Source organism: Alteribacillus bidgolensis (genome assembly GCF_002886255.1).
GTDB lineage: Bacteria > Bacillota > Bacilli > Bacillales > Marinococcaceae > Alteribacillus > Alteribacillus bidgolensis.
On the sequence record NZ_KZ614149.1, the window covers coordinates 3,842,337 to 3,857,393 of the forward strand.

At 39.0% G+C, this 15,057-nt stretch carries 15 protein-coding genes and 1 tRNA gene; 14 read left to right on the forward strand and 2 right to left on the reverse strand.

Features of this window, described 5'->3' with window-relative positions; genetic code table 11:
• Positions 1-13: 13 nt before the first annotated feature.
• Genes pxpB through CEF16_RS19145 form a run of 4 tightly spaced genes read left to right on the forward strand, consistent with a single transcriptional unit; the run spans position 14 to position 3,654 of the window.
• Positions 14-745, forward strand: coding sequence for a 5-oxoprolinase subunit PxpB (gene pxpB / locus CEF16_RS19130; protein WP_091585368.1), 732 nt, complete (start codon positions 14-16; stop codon positions 743-745).
• Positions 742-1,506, forward strand: coding sequence for a LamB/YcsF family protein (locus CEF16_RS19135; protein ID WP_091585370.1), 765 nt, complete (start codon positions 742-744; stop codon positions 1,504-1,506). The genes pxpB and CEF16_RS19135 overlap by 4 nt, the downstream gene beginning before the upstream one ends.
• A gap of 2 nt (positions 1,507-1,508) precedes the next feature.
• On the forward strand, positions 1,509-2,471 hold the full coding sequence (locus CEF16_RS19140; RefSeq protein ID WP_091585372.1) for a 5-oxoprolinase subunit C family protein: 963 nt from the start codon (positions 1,509-1,511) through the stop codon (positions 2,469-2,471).
• Between the two features lie 40 nt (positions 2,472-2,511).
• A complete protein-coding gene (locus CEF16_RS19145) occupies positions 2,512-3,654 on the forward strand; it encodes a trans-sulfuration enzyme family protein (RefSeq protein WP_091585377.1) in 1,143 nt (380 codons plus the stop codon).
• A 181-nt stretch (positions 3,655-3,835) separates the two neighbouring features.
• On the opposite strand, the gene CEF16_RS23920 is transcribed toward CEF16_RS19145, so the two are convergent.
• On the reverse strand, positions 3,836-3,976 hold the full coding sequence (locus CEF16_RS23920; protein WP_170032147.1) for a hypothetical protein: 141 nt from the start codon (positions 3,974-3,976) through the stop codon (positions 3,836-3,838).
• Positions 3,977-4,137: 161 nt separating this feature from the next.
• Here CEF16_RS23920 and CEF16_RS19150 point away from each other — a divergent pair.
• The 7 genes from CEF16_RS19150 (at position 4,138) to CEF16_RS19180 (ending at position 10,827) form a co-directional block, all read left to right on the forward strand.
• A tRNA-Met gene (locus tag CEF16_RS19150) sits at positions 4,138-4,214 on the forward strand.
• 257 nt (positions 4,215-4,471) lie between these two features.
• Complete coding sequence (gene thiL, locus CEF16_RS19155; RefSeq protein ID WP_091585378.1) at positions 4,472-5,458, forward strand: thiamine-phosphate kinase; 987 nt, start codon at positions 4,472-4,474, stop codon at positions 5,456-5,458.
• A 44-nt stretch (positions 5,459-5,502) separates the two neighbouring features.
• Positions 5,503-5,976: a tRNA (adenosine(37)-N6)-threonylcarbamoyltransferase complex ATPase subunit type 1 TsaE gene (gene tsaE, locus CEF16_RS19160; protein ID WP_091585379.1), complete on the forward strand. Its 474-nt coding sequence runs from the start codon at positions 5,503-5,505 to the stop codon at positions 5,974-5,976.
• Positions 5,957-6,667 (forward strand): tRNA (adenosine(37)-N6)-threonylcarbamoyltransferase complex dimerization subunit type 1 TsaB, encoded by a 711-nt coding sequence (tsaB, locus tag CEF16_RS19165; protein ID WP_091585380.1) that lies wholly within the window; start codon positions 5,957-5,959, stop codon positions 6,665-6,667. The genes tsaE and tsaB overlap by 20 nt, the downstream gene beginning before the upstream one ends.
• Positions 6,660-7,139: a ribosomal protein S18-alanine N-acetyltransferase gene (gene rimI / locus CEF16_RS19170; protein ID WP_091585382.1), complete on the forward strand. Its 480-nt coding sequence runs from the start codon at positions 6,660-6,662 to the stop codon at positions 7,137-7,139. Before tsaB ends, rimI begins: the two co-directional genes overlap by 8 nt.
• Positions 7,108-8,136, forward strand: a complete 1,029-nt coding sequence (tsaD, locus tag CEF16_RS19175; RefSeq protein WP_091585384.1) for a tRNA (adenosine(37)-N6)-threonylcarbamoyltransferase complex transferase subunit TsaD — start codon at positions 7,108-7,110, stop codon at positions 8,134-8,136. Before rimI ends, tsaD begins: the two co-directional genes overlap by 32 nt.
• Before the next feature lie 600 nt (positions 8,137-8,736).
• Entirely contained in the window at positions 8,737-10,827 is a 2,091-nt protein-coding gene (locus tag CEF16_RS19180; RefSeq protein ID WP_091585386.1) for a hypothetical protein, read from the forward strand.
• Positions 10,828-10,872: 45 nt separating this feature from the next.
• Here the strand turns inward: CEF16_RS19180 and CEF16_RS19185 are convergent, their stop codons facing one another.
• Entirely contained in the window at positions 10,873-12,822 is a 1,950-nt protein-coding gene (locus tag CEF16_RS19185) for an ABC-F family ATP-binding cassette domain-containing protein (RefSeq protein WP_091585388.1), read from the reverse strand.
• 283 nt (positions 12,823-13,105) lie between these two features.
• On the opposite strand from CEF16_RS19185, the gene CEF16_RS19190 reads away from it, so the two are divergent.
• Genes CEF16_RS19190 through tatC form a run of 3 tightly spaced genes read left to right on the forward strand, consistent with a single transcriptional unit; the run spans position 13,106 to position 14,769 of the window.
• A complete protein-coding gene (locus CEF16_RS19190; protein WP_091585390.1) occupies positions 13,106-13,747 on the forward strand; it encodes a redox-sensing transcriptional repressor Rex in 642 nt (213 codons plus the stop codon).
• 31 nt (positions 13,748-13,778) lie between these two features.
• Positions 13,779-13,973 carry a twin-arginine translocase TatA/TatE family subunit gene (locus CEF16_RS19195; RefSeq protein ID WP_091585394.1) on the forward strand — a complete coding sequence of 65 codons (195 nt, stop codon included), beginning with the start codon at positions 13,779-13,781 and terminating at the stop codon, positions 13,971-13,973.
• Positions 13,974-13,992: 19 nt separating this feature from the next.
• The gene (gene tatC / locus CEF16_RS19200; RefSeq protein WP_091585396.1) at positions 13,993-14,769 is read left to right on the forward strand and encodes a twin-arginine translocase subunit TatC; all 777 of its coding nucleotides are present in this window, start codon (positions 13,993-13,995) and stop codon (positions 14,767-14,769) included.
• Positions 14,770-15,057 lie beyond the last annotated feature (288 nt).

The window sequence follows — 15,057 nt, forward strand, 5'->3', positions numbered from 1 at the left end:
AGGAGATATATGTATGCATCCTATACGAATGGAAGCAATGGGAGATAGCGGTTTAAGAGTTGTGTTTGGAACTTCTATCTCTAAAAAAATAAATCAGAGAATTAGAGCTTTCTCTATGCTTTTAGAGGGAAATAAAATAAACGGAATTTCAGAATGGGTGCCGTCTTATACGGCTGTGACAATTCATTTTGATCCTGCGCTACTTACTTTTGACACCTTAAAAAAACAAGTGATGCAATTGTGTAATGACGCCAAACAGATAGACATTCCACCTGCAAACGTGTATGAAATCCCTGTTTGTTATGGAGGAGAGTTTGGCCCTGATTTAGTTAAAGTAGCTTCTCATAATCAATTAGAGATTAATGAGGTAATAGACCTTCATACAGCGAGGGATTATCTTATATACTTGCTTGGATTTACCCCTGGGTTTCCTTATTTGGGCGGTATGGATGAAACGCTTTCTACTCCAAGGCTGACTACTCCACGATCATTAGTAAAAGCGGGATCGGTTGGAATAGCCGGGGATCAGACAGGGGTTTATTCTTTAGACAGCCCAGGAGGCTGGAATATTATTGGCCGGTCCCCCGTCAAACTGTTTGATGTAACGAAAGAAAGTCCAGTGTTATTAGAAGCAGGGCATTATATACGGTTTTTTTCCATAACTGATACAATGTATGAAAAAATAGAGAGACAAATAAAAGAAGGTACATATGAGGTGAAAATGGTGAAGGAGGAAGATGTATGAGCCTTAAAGTGGATTTAAATTCCGATCTTGGGGAGAGCTTTGGTGCTTATAAAATCGGTGAAGATGAAAAGGTGCTAGAGCTGATTACTTCTGCTAACATTGCCTGCGGTTATCATGCTGGAGATCATAATGTGATGGCCAAAACGGTGGCAATCGCTAAAAAATCAGGAACAGCAATCGGGGCTCATCCAGGTTTTCCTGATTTAGCTGGTTTTGGAAGAAGAAAGATGCAGCTGGACGCCGAGGAAATTCACAAACTTGTTATTTATCAGGTAGGAGCCCTTTATGGGTTCTGCCGGGCAGAAGAGATTTCCATGCAGCATGTAAAACCGCATGGTGCTTTATTTAATATGGCTAGTTCTGATTTTGAAATGGCCCAAGCAATTGCTGAAGCCGTATATGACATAGATCCTGGTCTTATTTTATTTGGACTATCAGAAAGTGAATTAATAAAAGCTGGAGAAAAAATAGGGCTGAAGACAGCCAATGAAGTGTTTGCGGACCGTACTTATCAACCTGATGGAACGCTCACACCAAGAAGCTTTCCAGATGCTGTCATACATAACGCTGAAGAAGCTTCAGAAAATGTATTGCAAATGATTAAAAATCACCAAATACGGGCTGTTGATGGCACCGTATTAAATAAAAAAGTGGACACCATCTGTGTGCATGGAGATAATCCAGAATCCTTACTTTTTGTGCAGCAATTAAGGTCGGTATTAGAAGACAATAAAATTATTATAGAAGCTGTGGGGAACTAATAATGATTAAAGAAACGCTTTGCTATGTAAAAAAACCAGGTATGTTTACAACAGTTCAAGATTTAGGACGATTTGGTTTTCAAAGTCAAGGTATTCCGCCTGCAGGAGTGATGGATTACTATGCATTTACGATTGCAAATATGCTTACAGGAAATCACTTACGTGAAGCAGTTCTTGAAATAACGATGACAGGACCGCTACTCTCTTTTGCTTCACAAGCAGTCATAGCAATAACAGGAGGGGATCTGCAGCCAGAATTAAACAGAGAAACGGTTCCAATGTGGAAAACCTTTACGGTACAAAATGGAGATGAATTATCGTTCAAAGGACCAAAACAAGGTGCTCGTGCCTATTTGGCTGTTAGCGGAGGAATTAATGGGGAACAAGTTTTAAAAAGTAAATCAACGTATGTAAAAGCAAAATTAGGCGGGTTTGAAGGTCGGGCTTTACAAAAAGGAGATAAGCTCACGTTTACAGTTCCCTGCAATTCTTTGTCAACTAGAAAAGGCGTACATTCCGAATTAATTCCCTCTTATCCAAGTATTCAAGAACTTCGAGTACTAGAGGGACAGGAATATACTGCTTTCGAAAAAAGTGCAATTCAGTCTTTTTTTACATCGGCTTTTACTGTTACAAATGAATCAGATAGAATGGGAATTAGATTATCGGGCCCTAATGTCACCCAAAAAAATAAAGCAGATATTCTTTCAGATGCGGTAACGTTTGGTACGATACAAGTAGCTTCTAATGGGCAGCCGATGATTTTAATGGCAGACAGGCAAACAACAGGAGGTTATACTAGAATAGCTAATATTATAACGGTAGACCTCCCAAAAGCAGCACAAGTATTGCCCGGGCAAAAAATTACATTTAAAAAAGTAAGTTTGCAAGAAGCGCATTCATTGTTTCTAAAAGAAAGAAAACAATTTGCCAGCTTAGCGTTTGCGCTCGAACACAAGCCATAACAACACGAAAATGGGATAGACACATAGGAGTGGATGAGAGATGAAAAAACGTTTTAATACAAAGGCCGTACATTTTCAAATGGATGATGGAGAGAAAAACAAAAGTAAAACAAAACCGATTTATCAAACGTCTGCATTTTCTTTTAAAGATTTAGATGACATGGAACAATATTTTCACGGTGAAAAGGATCACTTGTATTCAAGGTACAGCAATCCTAATACCGATGATCTTGGCTTTGGGGTTGCGCAATTAGAAGAAGCACCAGCAGGTATAGCCACTTCTTCTGGAATGTCCGCTATATTAACAGGGGTGTTATCTATAGCATCACCAGGGGAGCACATTATTGTGCCCCAAGATCTTTATGGTGGAACATATCAATTATTTCAACAAGAGCTTCAAGAATGGGGGGTTGAAGTATCGGTTGCCTCTTTCAAAAATTTGAATGACATAGAAGCAGCAATCCAAAAGAACACAAAACTTTTATATGCAGAAGCTGTTACCAATCCGCTCCTTCGAGTGGAAAATATAGAGAAGCTGCTAGAACTGGGGGAAAAACATGGACTGCGTGTGATGATTGATAATACGTTTGCCACACCTTATTTTTGCCAGCCTTATCTTCAAGGCGCAGATTTGGTGGTCCATAGTGCGACGAAATATATTGGCGGCCATAGTGATGTGACAGCAGGCGTACTAATTGGGGATACTAATTTAATAGCAAAAGCGAAGAAAAAGATGATTAACATTGGAGCTAATTTAAGTCCTTTCGAAGGATGGCTTGCCTGCAGAGGACTAAAAACGTTAAGTGTCAGAATGGCAAAACAAGCTGAAAATGCTGCAAAACTAGCAGAATGGTTTCGTGAGAGTACAAACGTTTCCGTTGTTTATTACCCAGAAGGTCTTTCCTCTAAAGGCAATGGCGCAATGGTTAGTGTAGATTTAGGAGAGGGGTATGACGTCCATACATTCTTCCGTTCCCTTGGCTGGATAAAAATCGTTCCAACTCTTGCAGGAGTGGAAACGACCGTCTCATATCCGTTAAATACATCTCACCGCACTGTCCCTGAATCAATTAGAAGCGAGCTCGGTATCTCGCAAGGAACAGCTAGAATTTCCGTTGGAATAGAAGATGCAGATGATATTATAGATGGATTTTCTGAAGCATTATCACTAGCAAAGATATAAAAAACCAAAAGCAGCACACCCACTAAAGATGGAAGTGCTGCTTTTTCTTTGTCTAGAATATTGAAGATCTTTTACTAAAACCGCGAACGCCCTTTTTGCTAAAGGAATAAAGGATAAGAAAAGACTAAGGCTTCCGCCATAAGGACTTCGCGTCAATTCAAGTTTTTCTAACAAAGCTTGTCTATGATTTGTTTAAATAGTTGATCAAATCCTGGTAAATACTTATATTATCGGTAAGAAGAAAAATCGGCAGGAAAACAAAGGTTGCAATTACCGCAAAGTTTGCTAATAGAGCCGAACGCAAGTATTTCCAGGCAGTCATGAAACGCCCTCCTTTAAAGTCTGAATATTCTTTATTATAATGTAACATATTTGTCACATCTTAACAATGAAAAAATATTTTTTTGGGTTGCATCCTTCATACGGCTGTGATATATTTATATACGTGGCGTTAAGAGATAAACATTATATTCCTTTTCATATCGCGGGGTAGAGCAGTCTGGTAGCTCGTCGGGCTCATAACCCGGAGGTCGAAGGTTCAAATCCTTCCCCCGCAACCAATTTAAATTAATACGATATAAGCACATAAAGCCTGACGAAGGCTTTTTTTTTGTACTTTTTGGAAGTTTAACTTTGTTAAAGGATCAAAGTATAAGTAAAACTACGACTTTCGCTATAAGGGCCCGGCGGCAAGCCGAGTATTGCAAATATGTGATAAATAATCATTATTGTCAATCAAAAAGAATGGTCAATAAATGATTTATTTAAACGAATGCGTTAAACTGTAAGAAACAAATATCTGTAAGGGTGAGGTTCTGTGCCAAAGGATGAATTTGAATGGATTCGTCAACATACGCCCCAACGCCATTTTCAAAAGAGTCTCATAGAAGGAATTGGAGATGACGCGGCTGTTTTTGCTTCAGAAACGGAGTATAATCAGCTTCTTTGTGTAGATACCATGATAGAAAATGTTCATTTTAAGAAAAAAACGATGAGTCCCGAGGATATTGGATATAAAGCATTAGCAGTTAACCTTAGTGATATTGCTGCTATGGGTGGAATTCCTGTATTTTATATGGTTTCCATAGCTGTGCCGGGTACTTGGTCCGATGATGAACTAAAAGGGATTTACAACGGAATAACGGATTTAGGAGCTTTTTATCAAATAGATATGATAGGAGGGGATACAGTTTCTTCTCCACATGAGCTTATGATATCAGTAACAGTATATGGGAAAGTCGAACACAATGCTTCATTATTAAGGGGTAATGCCAAACCGGGTGATTATGTTTTTCTTACGAGTGCAACCGGTCGATCAGCAGCAGGGCTGGATATACTTCTGAACAAGGGACGTCTTTCAGATTTTAATGAAAAAGAAAAAGTATTAATAAATCATCACCAGCGCCCAAAACCTAAAATAATTGCTGGACGTACGGCTTTAAAACTTCAAGCTCGAATTGCGTTGAACGATATTAGTGATGGTCTTGCCAGTGAAACCTTTGAGATTGCTGAAGCTAGCGGTACATCCATAGAGCTGTTCAAAAACCAAATTCCTGTTGCAGAAGAGCTTCTTTTATTTTCAGAAAATAAGTATTGGCAGTGGATTTTATACGGTGGAGAAGATTTTGAAATCGTTGGAACGGTAAGCGAGAGCGATTGGTTAAAATTGCAGGAAGCCATGAAGCGAGAAGGCATTGTACTTTATAAGATAGGCCGTGTGAAAGAAGGCCATCCTTCTGTTACGTTAATTGATGGTGAAAAAAAAGAATCTTTACAAAAGCAAGGATATAATCACTTTAGGTAAGAAATACCTACCTAAGGCCTACGAGAAAGTCAGGTGAATGGTGTATGCAGCTGGAAATCTTAAGTACTTCTCCGGATGAAACAATGAACATAGCTCAATATATTGGCCACTGTTTACAAAAAGGAGACGTACTTACCTTAGATGGTGAACTAGGTGCCGGGAAAACTCATTTTACAAAAGGGATTGCTTTAGCATTAGAAATAAAGGAAGTTGTGAACAGTCCTACCTTTACGATCATAAAAGAATATACAGGGGTTCTTCCTCTTTATCATATGGATGTGTATCGGTTAGAAGAAGAGGAAGCGGAAGAATTAGGAATAGAAGAATACTTAGAAGGAGAAGGGGTCTGTGTCATTGAATGGGCAGACAAAATCAAAAATCTGCTTCCTATTGATAGGTTAGAAATAACGATAAAAAGAATGAGCGAAACGGATAGAAGTATTCATTTGAATGCTGTTGGAAAAAGGTTTAACGGACTATGCAAGGAGCTGCAAAAAAATGAAAATTTTAGCGATTGATACTTCTACTCACGTCATGGGTGCTGCTTTGGCGGAAGATGATAAACTTCTAGGGGAGTATATAACGAATTTCAAAAAGAACCACTCTCTTCGGCTGATGCCGGCCATTGATCATTTAATGAACGAGCTTGAAATAGAACCGAAAGAACTGGACGCCATAGCAGTAGCAAAAGGGCCAGGTTCATATACAGGCGTCCGCATAGGGGTGACCACGGCAAAATCGATGGCGTGGGCATTAAATATACCTATATACGGAATTTCTAGTCTTCAAATGATTGCACAAAACGGTAAGTATTTTTCAGGATATATTTGTCCTTTTATGGATGCAAGAAGAGGACAAGTGTATACGGGTTTATACACATCAGATAATGGTTGTGTGACAGAAGTTGAACAAGATAGAATTATTATACTTGAAGACTGGATTGATTTGTTAAAAGAAAAACAGGAGTCTGTCTTGTTTTTAAGTCAAGAGTGGGATAAACATAAAGAATCTATACAGGAAAAGCTGAGCCGCCAAGTAGTATACGGAGAATTTTCGGATATGCTCCCAAAACCAAGTAAATTACTCGAGGTTGTTTTAAATCAAGGAGAATCTATCTCTTCGCATGAACTTGTTCCTGAATACACCCAATTAACTGAAGCTGAAAAAAACTGGCTTGCATCGAATAAAGGAAAGAAAAACGATGGGTAATTTTCCAACTATTCGATTTATGGAGGAAAAGGACCTTGAGGGGGTTCTCCGGGTAGAGCATAATGCTTTTCAAATTCCTTGGACAAGATATGCCTTTGTCAATGAATTAACGAATAACCAATTTGCTCATTACTTGGTAGCTGAATGGGAAGAAGAAATTATAGGCTATTGCGGGGTATGGATCATAATAGATGAGGCGCATATTACAAATATTGCTGTTCACTCTTCTTATAGAGGGAGAAAAATTGGAGAGACTTTACTTATTAATGCATTAGAAATGGCATTTACGTATGGCGCAAAAACAATGTCACTTGAAGTAAGAGTAAGTAATATGGCTGCTCAGTCCCTATACAAAAAACTTGGTTTTCAGGCTGGTGGAATTCGAAAAAGCTATTATACAGATAATTATGAAGATGCTCTCGTAATGTGGGTGAATATAGATGAATATAAACAATCAGAAGAAAGAAAATGAAATTATTTTAGCTGTTGAAACAAGCTGTGATGAAACCGCAGCAGCCGTAGTACAAGGAGGAGCACACATTTTATCGAATGTGGTCGCCTCTCAAATAGAAAGTCATAAACGGTTTGGCGGAGTAGTTCCTGAACTTGCTTCTCGTCATCATACTGAAAATATCACGTGGACTATAGAAGAAGCAATGGAGAAGGCGGAAGTTACTTTCGATGATCTAGATGCCGTAGCCGTGACAGAAGGGCCTGGTTTGGTTGGTGCTCTGTTAGTGGGGGTGAATGCTGCTAAAGCAGTAGCTTATGCTCGTCGTCTTCCTCTTTTGCCGGTACATCATATTTCAGGACATATTCAAGCGGCGCGCCTCGAGCGGCCTTGGCGTTATCCGGCACTAGCCCTAGTCGTGTCCGGCGGCCATACAGAACTCGTACTGCTTAGAGATGAAGGGGAATATGAAGTGATTGGTCAAACGAGAGATGATGCAGCGGGAGAGGCTTATGATAAGGTAGCACGTACATTAGAACTCCCATATCCCGGCGGCCCTCATATTGACAAACTGGCTGCAGAAGGGACTCCAAATATAGAATTGCCGATTGCCTGGCTTGAACCCGATTCTTATGATTTTAGTTTTAGCGGTTTAAAATCTGCGGTGATCAATACGCTTCATAATGCAAAACAGCGCGGAGAAACGATACGGTCTGAAGATTTAGCCGCTAGTTTTCAGCAAAGCGTGATTACAGTATTAACGGAAAAAACAAAACGCGCAGCAGACCATTATAAAGTAGAACAAATAGTGTTAGCAGGCGGAGTGGCTGCTAACAAGGGTCTCCGTACAGCAATGTCCAATACGTTTGCTTCTTCTTCAGTGGAATTAACGATTCCACCGTTCTCTCTTTGTACAGATAATGCAGCAATGATTGGCGCAGCAGCTCATGTACAGTGGAAAAAAAATATAACTGCTGGCTGGGATTTAAACGGCGTACCAGGCTTGGCCTTAATATAGGCCAAGCTTTTTTACACTGATAGGAAAGTATAAAATTTTAGCATGGATGTATCATCGGCGTAGCCAAAATTTTGAGGAAATCAGTATAAGTGCAACTAGGCAATCTCCTTCACCTAAGGCTTGGCGCTAGCCAAGTTTTCTTTATTCTTTAAGAAAGTTTAATTTTGTTAAAGGAACAAAGTATAATAATGATGAAGGCTTTTGTCCATTGGACTTAGCGAAAGTCCAATTTTTCTAAAACGGTTAGAAAACCATACATTTTATTGGAAAAGAGATAAGTAAAACGAAGACATCCCCATCATGATGGAAAGAAAACTCATCGATTCTCGGCCAAAAGAGGCAGCAGCCCTATAAACGACAACTTTACCCATGACGATTAGGGTAGTTATGCACATGGGGATAAATAGTTGTGGATAATGTGGAGAAGTATTTTGCAGGCTAAAACCGTAAATAATGATGTTGTTAACAATGATATTGGTTGTGGATAAGTGAAGTAAGTTGTGTACAAACGTAAAAAGACCTGTGTAAATAGTTATATATATGTTGATAAGTCTGTTGATAGTGTGGATAGTTGAAATATTCTGAAAGAAAGGAATCAAAATGATTAGAAAAACAATATTTTTTCTGTGGATAATTTTAATAGTGATTGTTTCTTTTCCTTTTCTTAGTGAAGCAAAAGAAGAGGAGAACACTCATGTTGTCCTCGTTTTGGTTCCGGGGCTTTCTTCAGAGGGATTTTTTGAGCTTATGGAACAAGAAGATGACAAATTGTGGATAAATGCATCTGCAATTATGTTAAACCGCGTAACAGAAGGACGTATTTCTCCACTCAGTGAAACATTAACGTTAAGTTCTGGTATGCCTGCCACAAGCAGTAATAAAATGTTTCATCCGCTTGAAGTTCAATTTCCCATCAATACCTTTGAAAATCAATATACCCTTCCCGCCTTTAAACAATATAAAAATGAAAATAAGCAAACAACACATCAAGCAGAAATAGGAATGCTAGGTGAAATATTACAGACAAATAATGTACATTCGAGTTTTATAGGCCATAGTGATTTTTATCAGGAGACCTTTTCTTTTGCTCCTTTTTTTACGGTGGATAAACTTGGGGAAACAGCGGGGAACCGAGAAGCGGGGGTGAAAAAGGAAGAGGAGGCTCCGGGTGGTTATGTGATGGATGTGGAACAAATTGTGGAGCAAATAAAAAAAGTACAGCAACAATACGCCTCCACGTGGACAGTGGTGGAATGGGGCGATATTTATCGTCAAAACCACCCTTCATCTCCCTCATCCAAGAAAGAAAAAGAAGTTTTTGGTGAACTACGTCAATTCATTACAGAATTAAGAACTAGTGATCACCCTATTTTTCTCTTAGGGATGGCGCCGCCTTCTAAAAGTATTGAACAAGGATTAAAAATGGTACCGTTTGTCAAATGGGATCAACATTTACCTGTATCTTCTGCATTTTATTCTCCAACGGTAAAACAACAATATCTTGGCAGCAGTTTAGATGTAGCACCTAGCTTCTTAAAAACTTTTGGTCTAGAAGCGCCGAGAAAGTGGAATGGAAATTATTTAATTAGTGAAGAAAAACAGGGTATAGCGCATGAAATGAAAAAAGAAACGGCTGGTGCTGCGCATATTCATGTTACGCGTGCTTCTGTTCTGTCTACTTATATTACGTTATTGGTCATCCTGTTAGTGGCAGGCTTTTTATATTGGAAGGGGAATAAACAAAACAGCACTGCAGCGACTTTTGTTTTGAAAAGCGCAGTGCTGGCAGGAATGATATCACCGATTTCGTTTACATTAGCTCCATTAATATTTGGAAGGGGAGTTGTTTCTGTCCCATTATACTTTGCTGCTGTAAGCTTTTTTTCTATAGGAAGCGGTGCACTCGCGGCAAGGTGGGGCAAACAAAGAACTGTTTGGATTGTATCACTTGCAATGCTAGCTGTTTTGAGTCTCGATCTTTTTTTAGGCGCCCCGTTGATTCAGCGCTCTTATCTTGGCTATGACCCTTTAATTGGAGCGCGTTATGGGGGGATAGGAAACGAACTGGGCGGTTTTTTTACTGCAGCCGCTATTTTATTTTTGGAGCCGTTTTGGAAGGAAAGAAGCAAGATTATATGGGTCTGGATTCTAGTTTTTTTAATCATCTTAGGGGCCTCTATTTTTGGGAAAAACGCAGGGGTGATGCTGGCCTCAGGTTTGATGTTTTTTACGCTGGTTTTAAAAACGACAACTAGCACTAAGTTTCATCCTAAACGGTTAATACTTAATGGTGTATGTGTATTTTTGGGACTGTTAGGATTATTATGGGTGTTTCAGCAGTTCGGTGAAATGTCCCACATAGGCGGGGCATTTCAATTGATGCTGCAAGGAGAGTGGGGAGAAATTTTATCTATCATTTCAAGAAAAATGCAAATGAATGTGAAAATTATAATGCATTCCAATTGGACAAAATTGTTATTAACCAGCTATGTGATAGCTGCTCTATATCTATTATTTGAGTCCGCACAGACGTTACAGCCATCTCAACAAGATGTACTCCGGGCAGGAGCAATGGGGTCTGTCTTTTTGCTGCTATTAAATGACTCTGGTGCAGTAGCTGCTTCTACATCTATGTTTTTTTTACTATGCGCTCGCTATGTTTGGTCCTTTGATAAAAGCCAGCATAAATAAAAAAGAAGGAAACCGCTGCTATACTGCGGTTTTCCTTCCTTTTAATTAAGCTTCTTCGAGTTGAAGAACTTCCCAACGATTCATTTTTTCATCAAGAGATGTTTTCACATCACTGATTTGCTGCTGAATCTCTCCTGCTTTTTCATGGCTTTCATACACTTCGGGCTTGAGCATTTCTTCTTCAAGCGCTTCAATGGATGCTTCTAACTGCTCGATTTCCTGTTCGATTTTGTCGATTTCTCTTTTTCGCTTGCGGGCTTCTTTTTTGGCTTCTTTATCTTGAATAAATGCTTCCTTGTCTTGCCCTTCATTAGAATAGAGTTTATCCTTGCCGCTTTTTGCTTCCCTTTCCGCACGGAGTTGTTGACGCTGCTGTTCTTCATCTTTTTTCATTAGATAATAGTCATAGTCACCAAGGTATTCTTGAAGGCCGTCTTCTGTTAGTTCTACGATCTTTGTTGCCATTCGATTTAGGAAGTAACGGTCGTGGGAAACAAATAATAAGGTTCCTGGATAATCTAAAAGAGCAGACTCTAACACTTCTTTGCTATCTAGATCAAGGTGGTTAGTCGGTTCGTCAAAAATAAGGAAATTTGCTTTTTTCATCATCAATTTAGCTAGGGCAAGACGAGACTTTTCTCCACCGCTTAACTCTGATACGTGTTTATAGACATCATCGCCGCTGAAAAGAAAATTTCCAAGTACGGTGCGAATTTCTTTTTCTGGAGTAAGCGGGTAGTCATCCCAAAGTTCATGCAGGACATCTTTATTAGAATGAAGATCCGCTTGTTCTTGATCATAATAGCCAACTGTAACCTTGCTGCCGAATTGAATGTTTCCGTGAAGAGCGGCGATTTTACCAGCAATTGTTTTTAAAAGAGTCGATTTTCCAATACCATTAGGGCCAATGAGTGCAATACTTTCTTGTTTTTTTACATCTAAATTCATGTTGGTAATAATTGGCGGTTCGTCTTTGTAGGAAACGCTCAAATCAGAAATGTTCAATACTTCATTTCCGCTTTGGCGCTCAATATCAAACGAGAAATTTGCCGATTTTTGTGCGCCTTGGGGCTTGTCCATCAACTCCATCTTTTCGAGCTTTTTACGTCGGCTTTGAGCCCGCTTAGATGTAGAAGCACGAACAATGTTCCGCTGAATAAAATCTTCTAGTTCTTTCACTTCTTTTTGCTGCTTTTCAAAGGCCTTTAGGTCTTGCTCATAACGATTGGCTTTTTCTTCGAGGTAGCTGCTGTAATTGCCATGAAACACTGATGCTTTCGTGCGTGCTACTTCATAGACTTTTGATACGATTTTGTCTAAAAAATACCGGTCGTGGGATACGATTAGCACTGCACCGTTGTAATTGGATAAATAATTTTCGAGCCAGCCGAGTGTATCAATGTCAAGATGGTTTGTCGGCTCATCTAATATCAACAGTTCCGGCTTTGATAAAAGAAGTTTCCCTAATGCAAGTCTTGTCTTTTGGCCTCCACTTAAAGAAGCGATAGATGTGTCATAGTCAAAATTTCCAAATTTCAACCCTGAGAGAACACTGCGGATATCAGCTTCATATTGATATCCGCCTTTTTCTCTAAAAGAATGCTGGAGCACATCGTATTCTGCTAGTATTTTCTCATAAGCTGTTTCATCACTATAAACAGAAGGGTCAGCCATTTTTTCTTCTAATTGACGTAAATTCTGCTCCATTTTTTTAACTTCTGTAAATACAGTAAGCATTTCATCCCAAATGGAACGATCAGATTGGAGACCGCTGTGCTGATCAAGGTAGCCAAGCCGGAGACCTTTTGGAGTAATAATCTCTCCTGAATCGTTAGAAAGCTTTCCGGCCATTATTTTAAGAAGGGTAGATTTTCCGGCTCCATTACGCCCGACAAGGGCAACCCTTTCATTAGATTTTATTTCAAGTTTTACACTATCTAAAATAGTTTCTGCACCATATGATTTGGTTATATTAGAACATTGAAGAACTATCATATAAGTTCATCCTTTATTATTAAGGTTTATCTATATCAAGTCTATCTTAAATTTAATAAAAACGCGATGATAGGCTGTTAAAGGAATGATTATTTCCTATGGCAGAAAAGTGAACAATACATTCAATATAGATCTCCCTATTACATTCGAGCAATTATTAGTGTACAATAGGAAAGAAGCAAAAGCAGGTCCAACCCCTTTAGCTAAGCATTACATTACTTCTTCGTCGTTGCAGGTGATATACTTAAGATGATGAACAATGAAGAACTTGTTGGAGGCTGCTATGAACATAGATCAACAAAAAATACCACAGGCAACTGCGAAACGATTGCCGCTTTATTACAGGTTTTTAGAAAATTTACATGCATCCGGTAAACAACGCGTATCCTCCACAGAGCTTAGTGAAGCAGTTAAAGTAGACTCGGCTACGATCCGCCGCGATTTTTCTTACTTCGGAGCTTTAGGAAAAAAAGGATATGGATATAATGTAGATTATTTGCTGTCTTTTTTTCGAAAGACACTCGATCAGGACGAAGTGACGAAAGTCTTTCTGGTTGGTGTCGGTAATTTGGGAACTGCTTTGCTTAAATATAATTTTTCAAAAAGTGATAACACACAGATAGTATCCGCTTTTGACGTAAGAAAAGACATTATCGGCGAAGAGATTAGCGGTGTAGAAATATATCATTTAGATAACATCAAACAGGTGAAAGAAAAGAATGACGCTTCTGTTGCTATATTAACTGTACCTGCTGCAGTTGCACAGCAGACAGCAGATACGCTTGTGGAAGCAGGGATAAAAGGAATATTAAATTTTACTCCTGCACGCATAACTGTTCCGGATCATATAAGAGTACATCATATTGATTTGTCTGTTGAATTACAAACGCTTGTATATTTTTTGAAAAACTATCCTTTAAGTTAGAGGTATATTATTTTAGATGGAGGTGGCTCACATGCCTTTAGGTCCAGGGAGTATTGCATTAATTGTGCTGGTGGCACTTCTTATTTTTGGTCCAAAAAAATTGCCGGAGCTTGGACGAGCAGCAGGTAATACGCTGCGAGAATTTAAACATGCTACCAAAGGACTTGCAGATGACGACGATGATTCCAAAAATAAAAACAAACAAAATTCGAGTGGAGACAAGTAAGGAATAGGACGGGTACATCATGGCTCAGAACGATATGTCCATTTATGAGCACATTGGAGAATTACGCAAAAGGATATTAATCGTGGGAGGTTTTTTTCTTGCTGCCATGATTTTTGGTCTGTTTCTTTCTCCGGTGCTTATTACTTATTTGCAAAATATACCGGAAGCAGAAAGCTTTCCGATGAATGTGTTTAAATTAACGGATTCTCTGAAGCTGTATATGAATTTTTCTTTTTTTATTGGATTAATTTTAATTTTTCCTTTACTTTTGTATCAACTCTGGGCTTTTGTGGCACCTGGGTTATTAGAAAAAGAAAAGAAAGTGACGCTTGCTTACATTCCGATAGCAACAATACTGTTTTTTGGCGGGTTGGCTTTTGCTTATTTTATTCTGTTTCCAAATGTCATTCACTTTTTAAGCAACCTATCTGATAGGCTTAATTTGACCGAACAGTACGGTGTTAATGATTATTTTGCTTTTTTGTTTCAGCTTACCATTCCATTTGGGTTTTTGTTTCAACTTCCGGTCGTCGTTATGTTTCTGACGCGATTGGGATTGGTGACACCAGCATGGCTGCGAAAAGTCAGGAAATTTGCTTATTTTGCATTGTTGATATTAGCTGGTTTCATCACACCGCCGGAAATTGTCTCCCATTTAATGGTAACGGCTCCTCTTTTCCTCTTGTATGAAGTAAGTATCACTATTTCAAGATTTTCATATAAAAAAGTATTAAAAGCCGAACAAGAAAAAATGGAACAATGGGCAAAAGAAGATAAGGAACGCAATATAAAATAACTAAGAAACTGCCTGGGACGTATCAGAAAGCGATCCAGGCAGTTTTATTGTATAGCCAGCGCCCTTTTCTGCTCACGCGTAAAAGAACGGTACTCTTCTAAAGAAGCGCGAGCGTAGGGGCAGAGTACGAAAAGTTTTGCAGGCGGCGTCGGCTGCGTAAGGCCTATGCTTTTCTTTGTACTTCAGGAACCTTGTTAAAGGATCAAAGTCTAAGAAAAAGAAAACTACGGCTCCGCCTTTTGGATTTGGCGGCAAGCCAAGTTTTTCTAACCGCTCAGACGTTTGAGC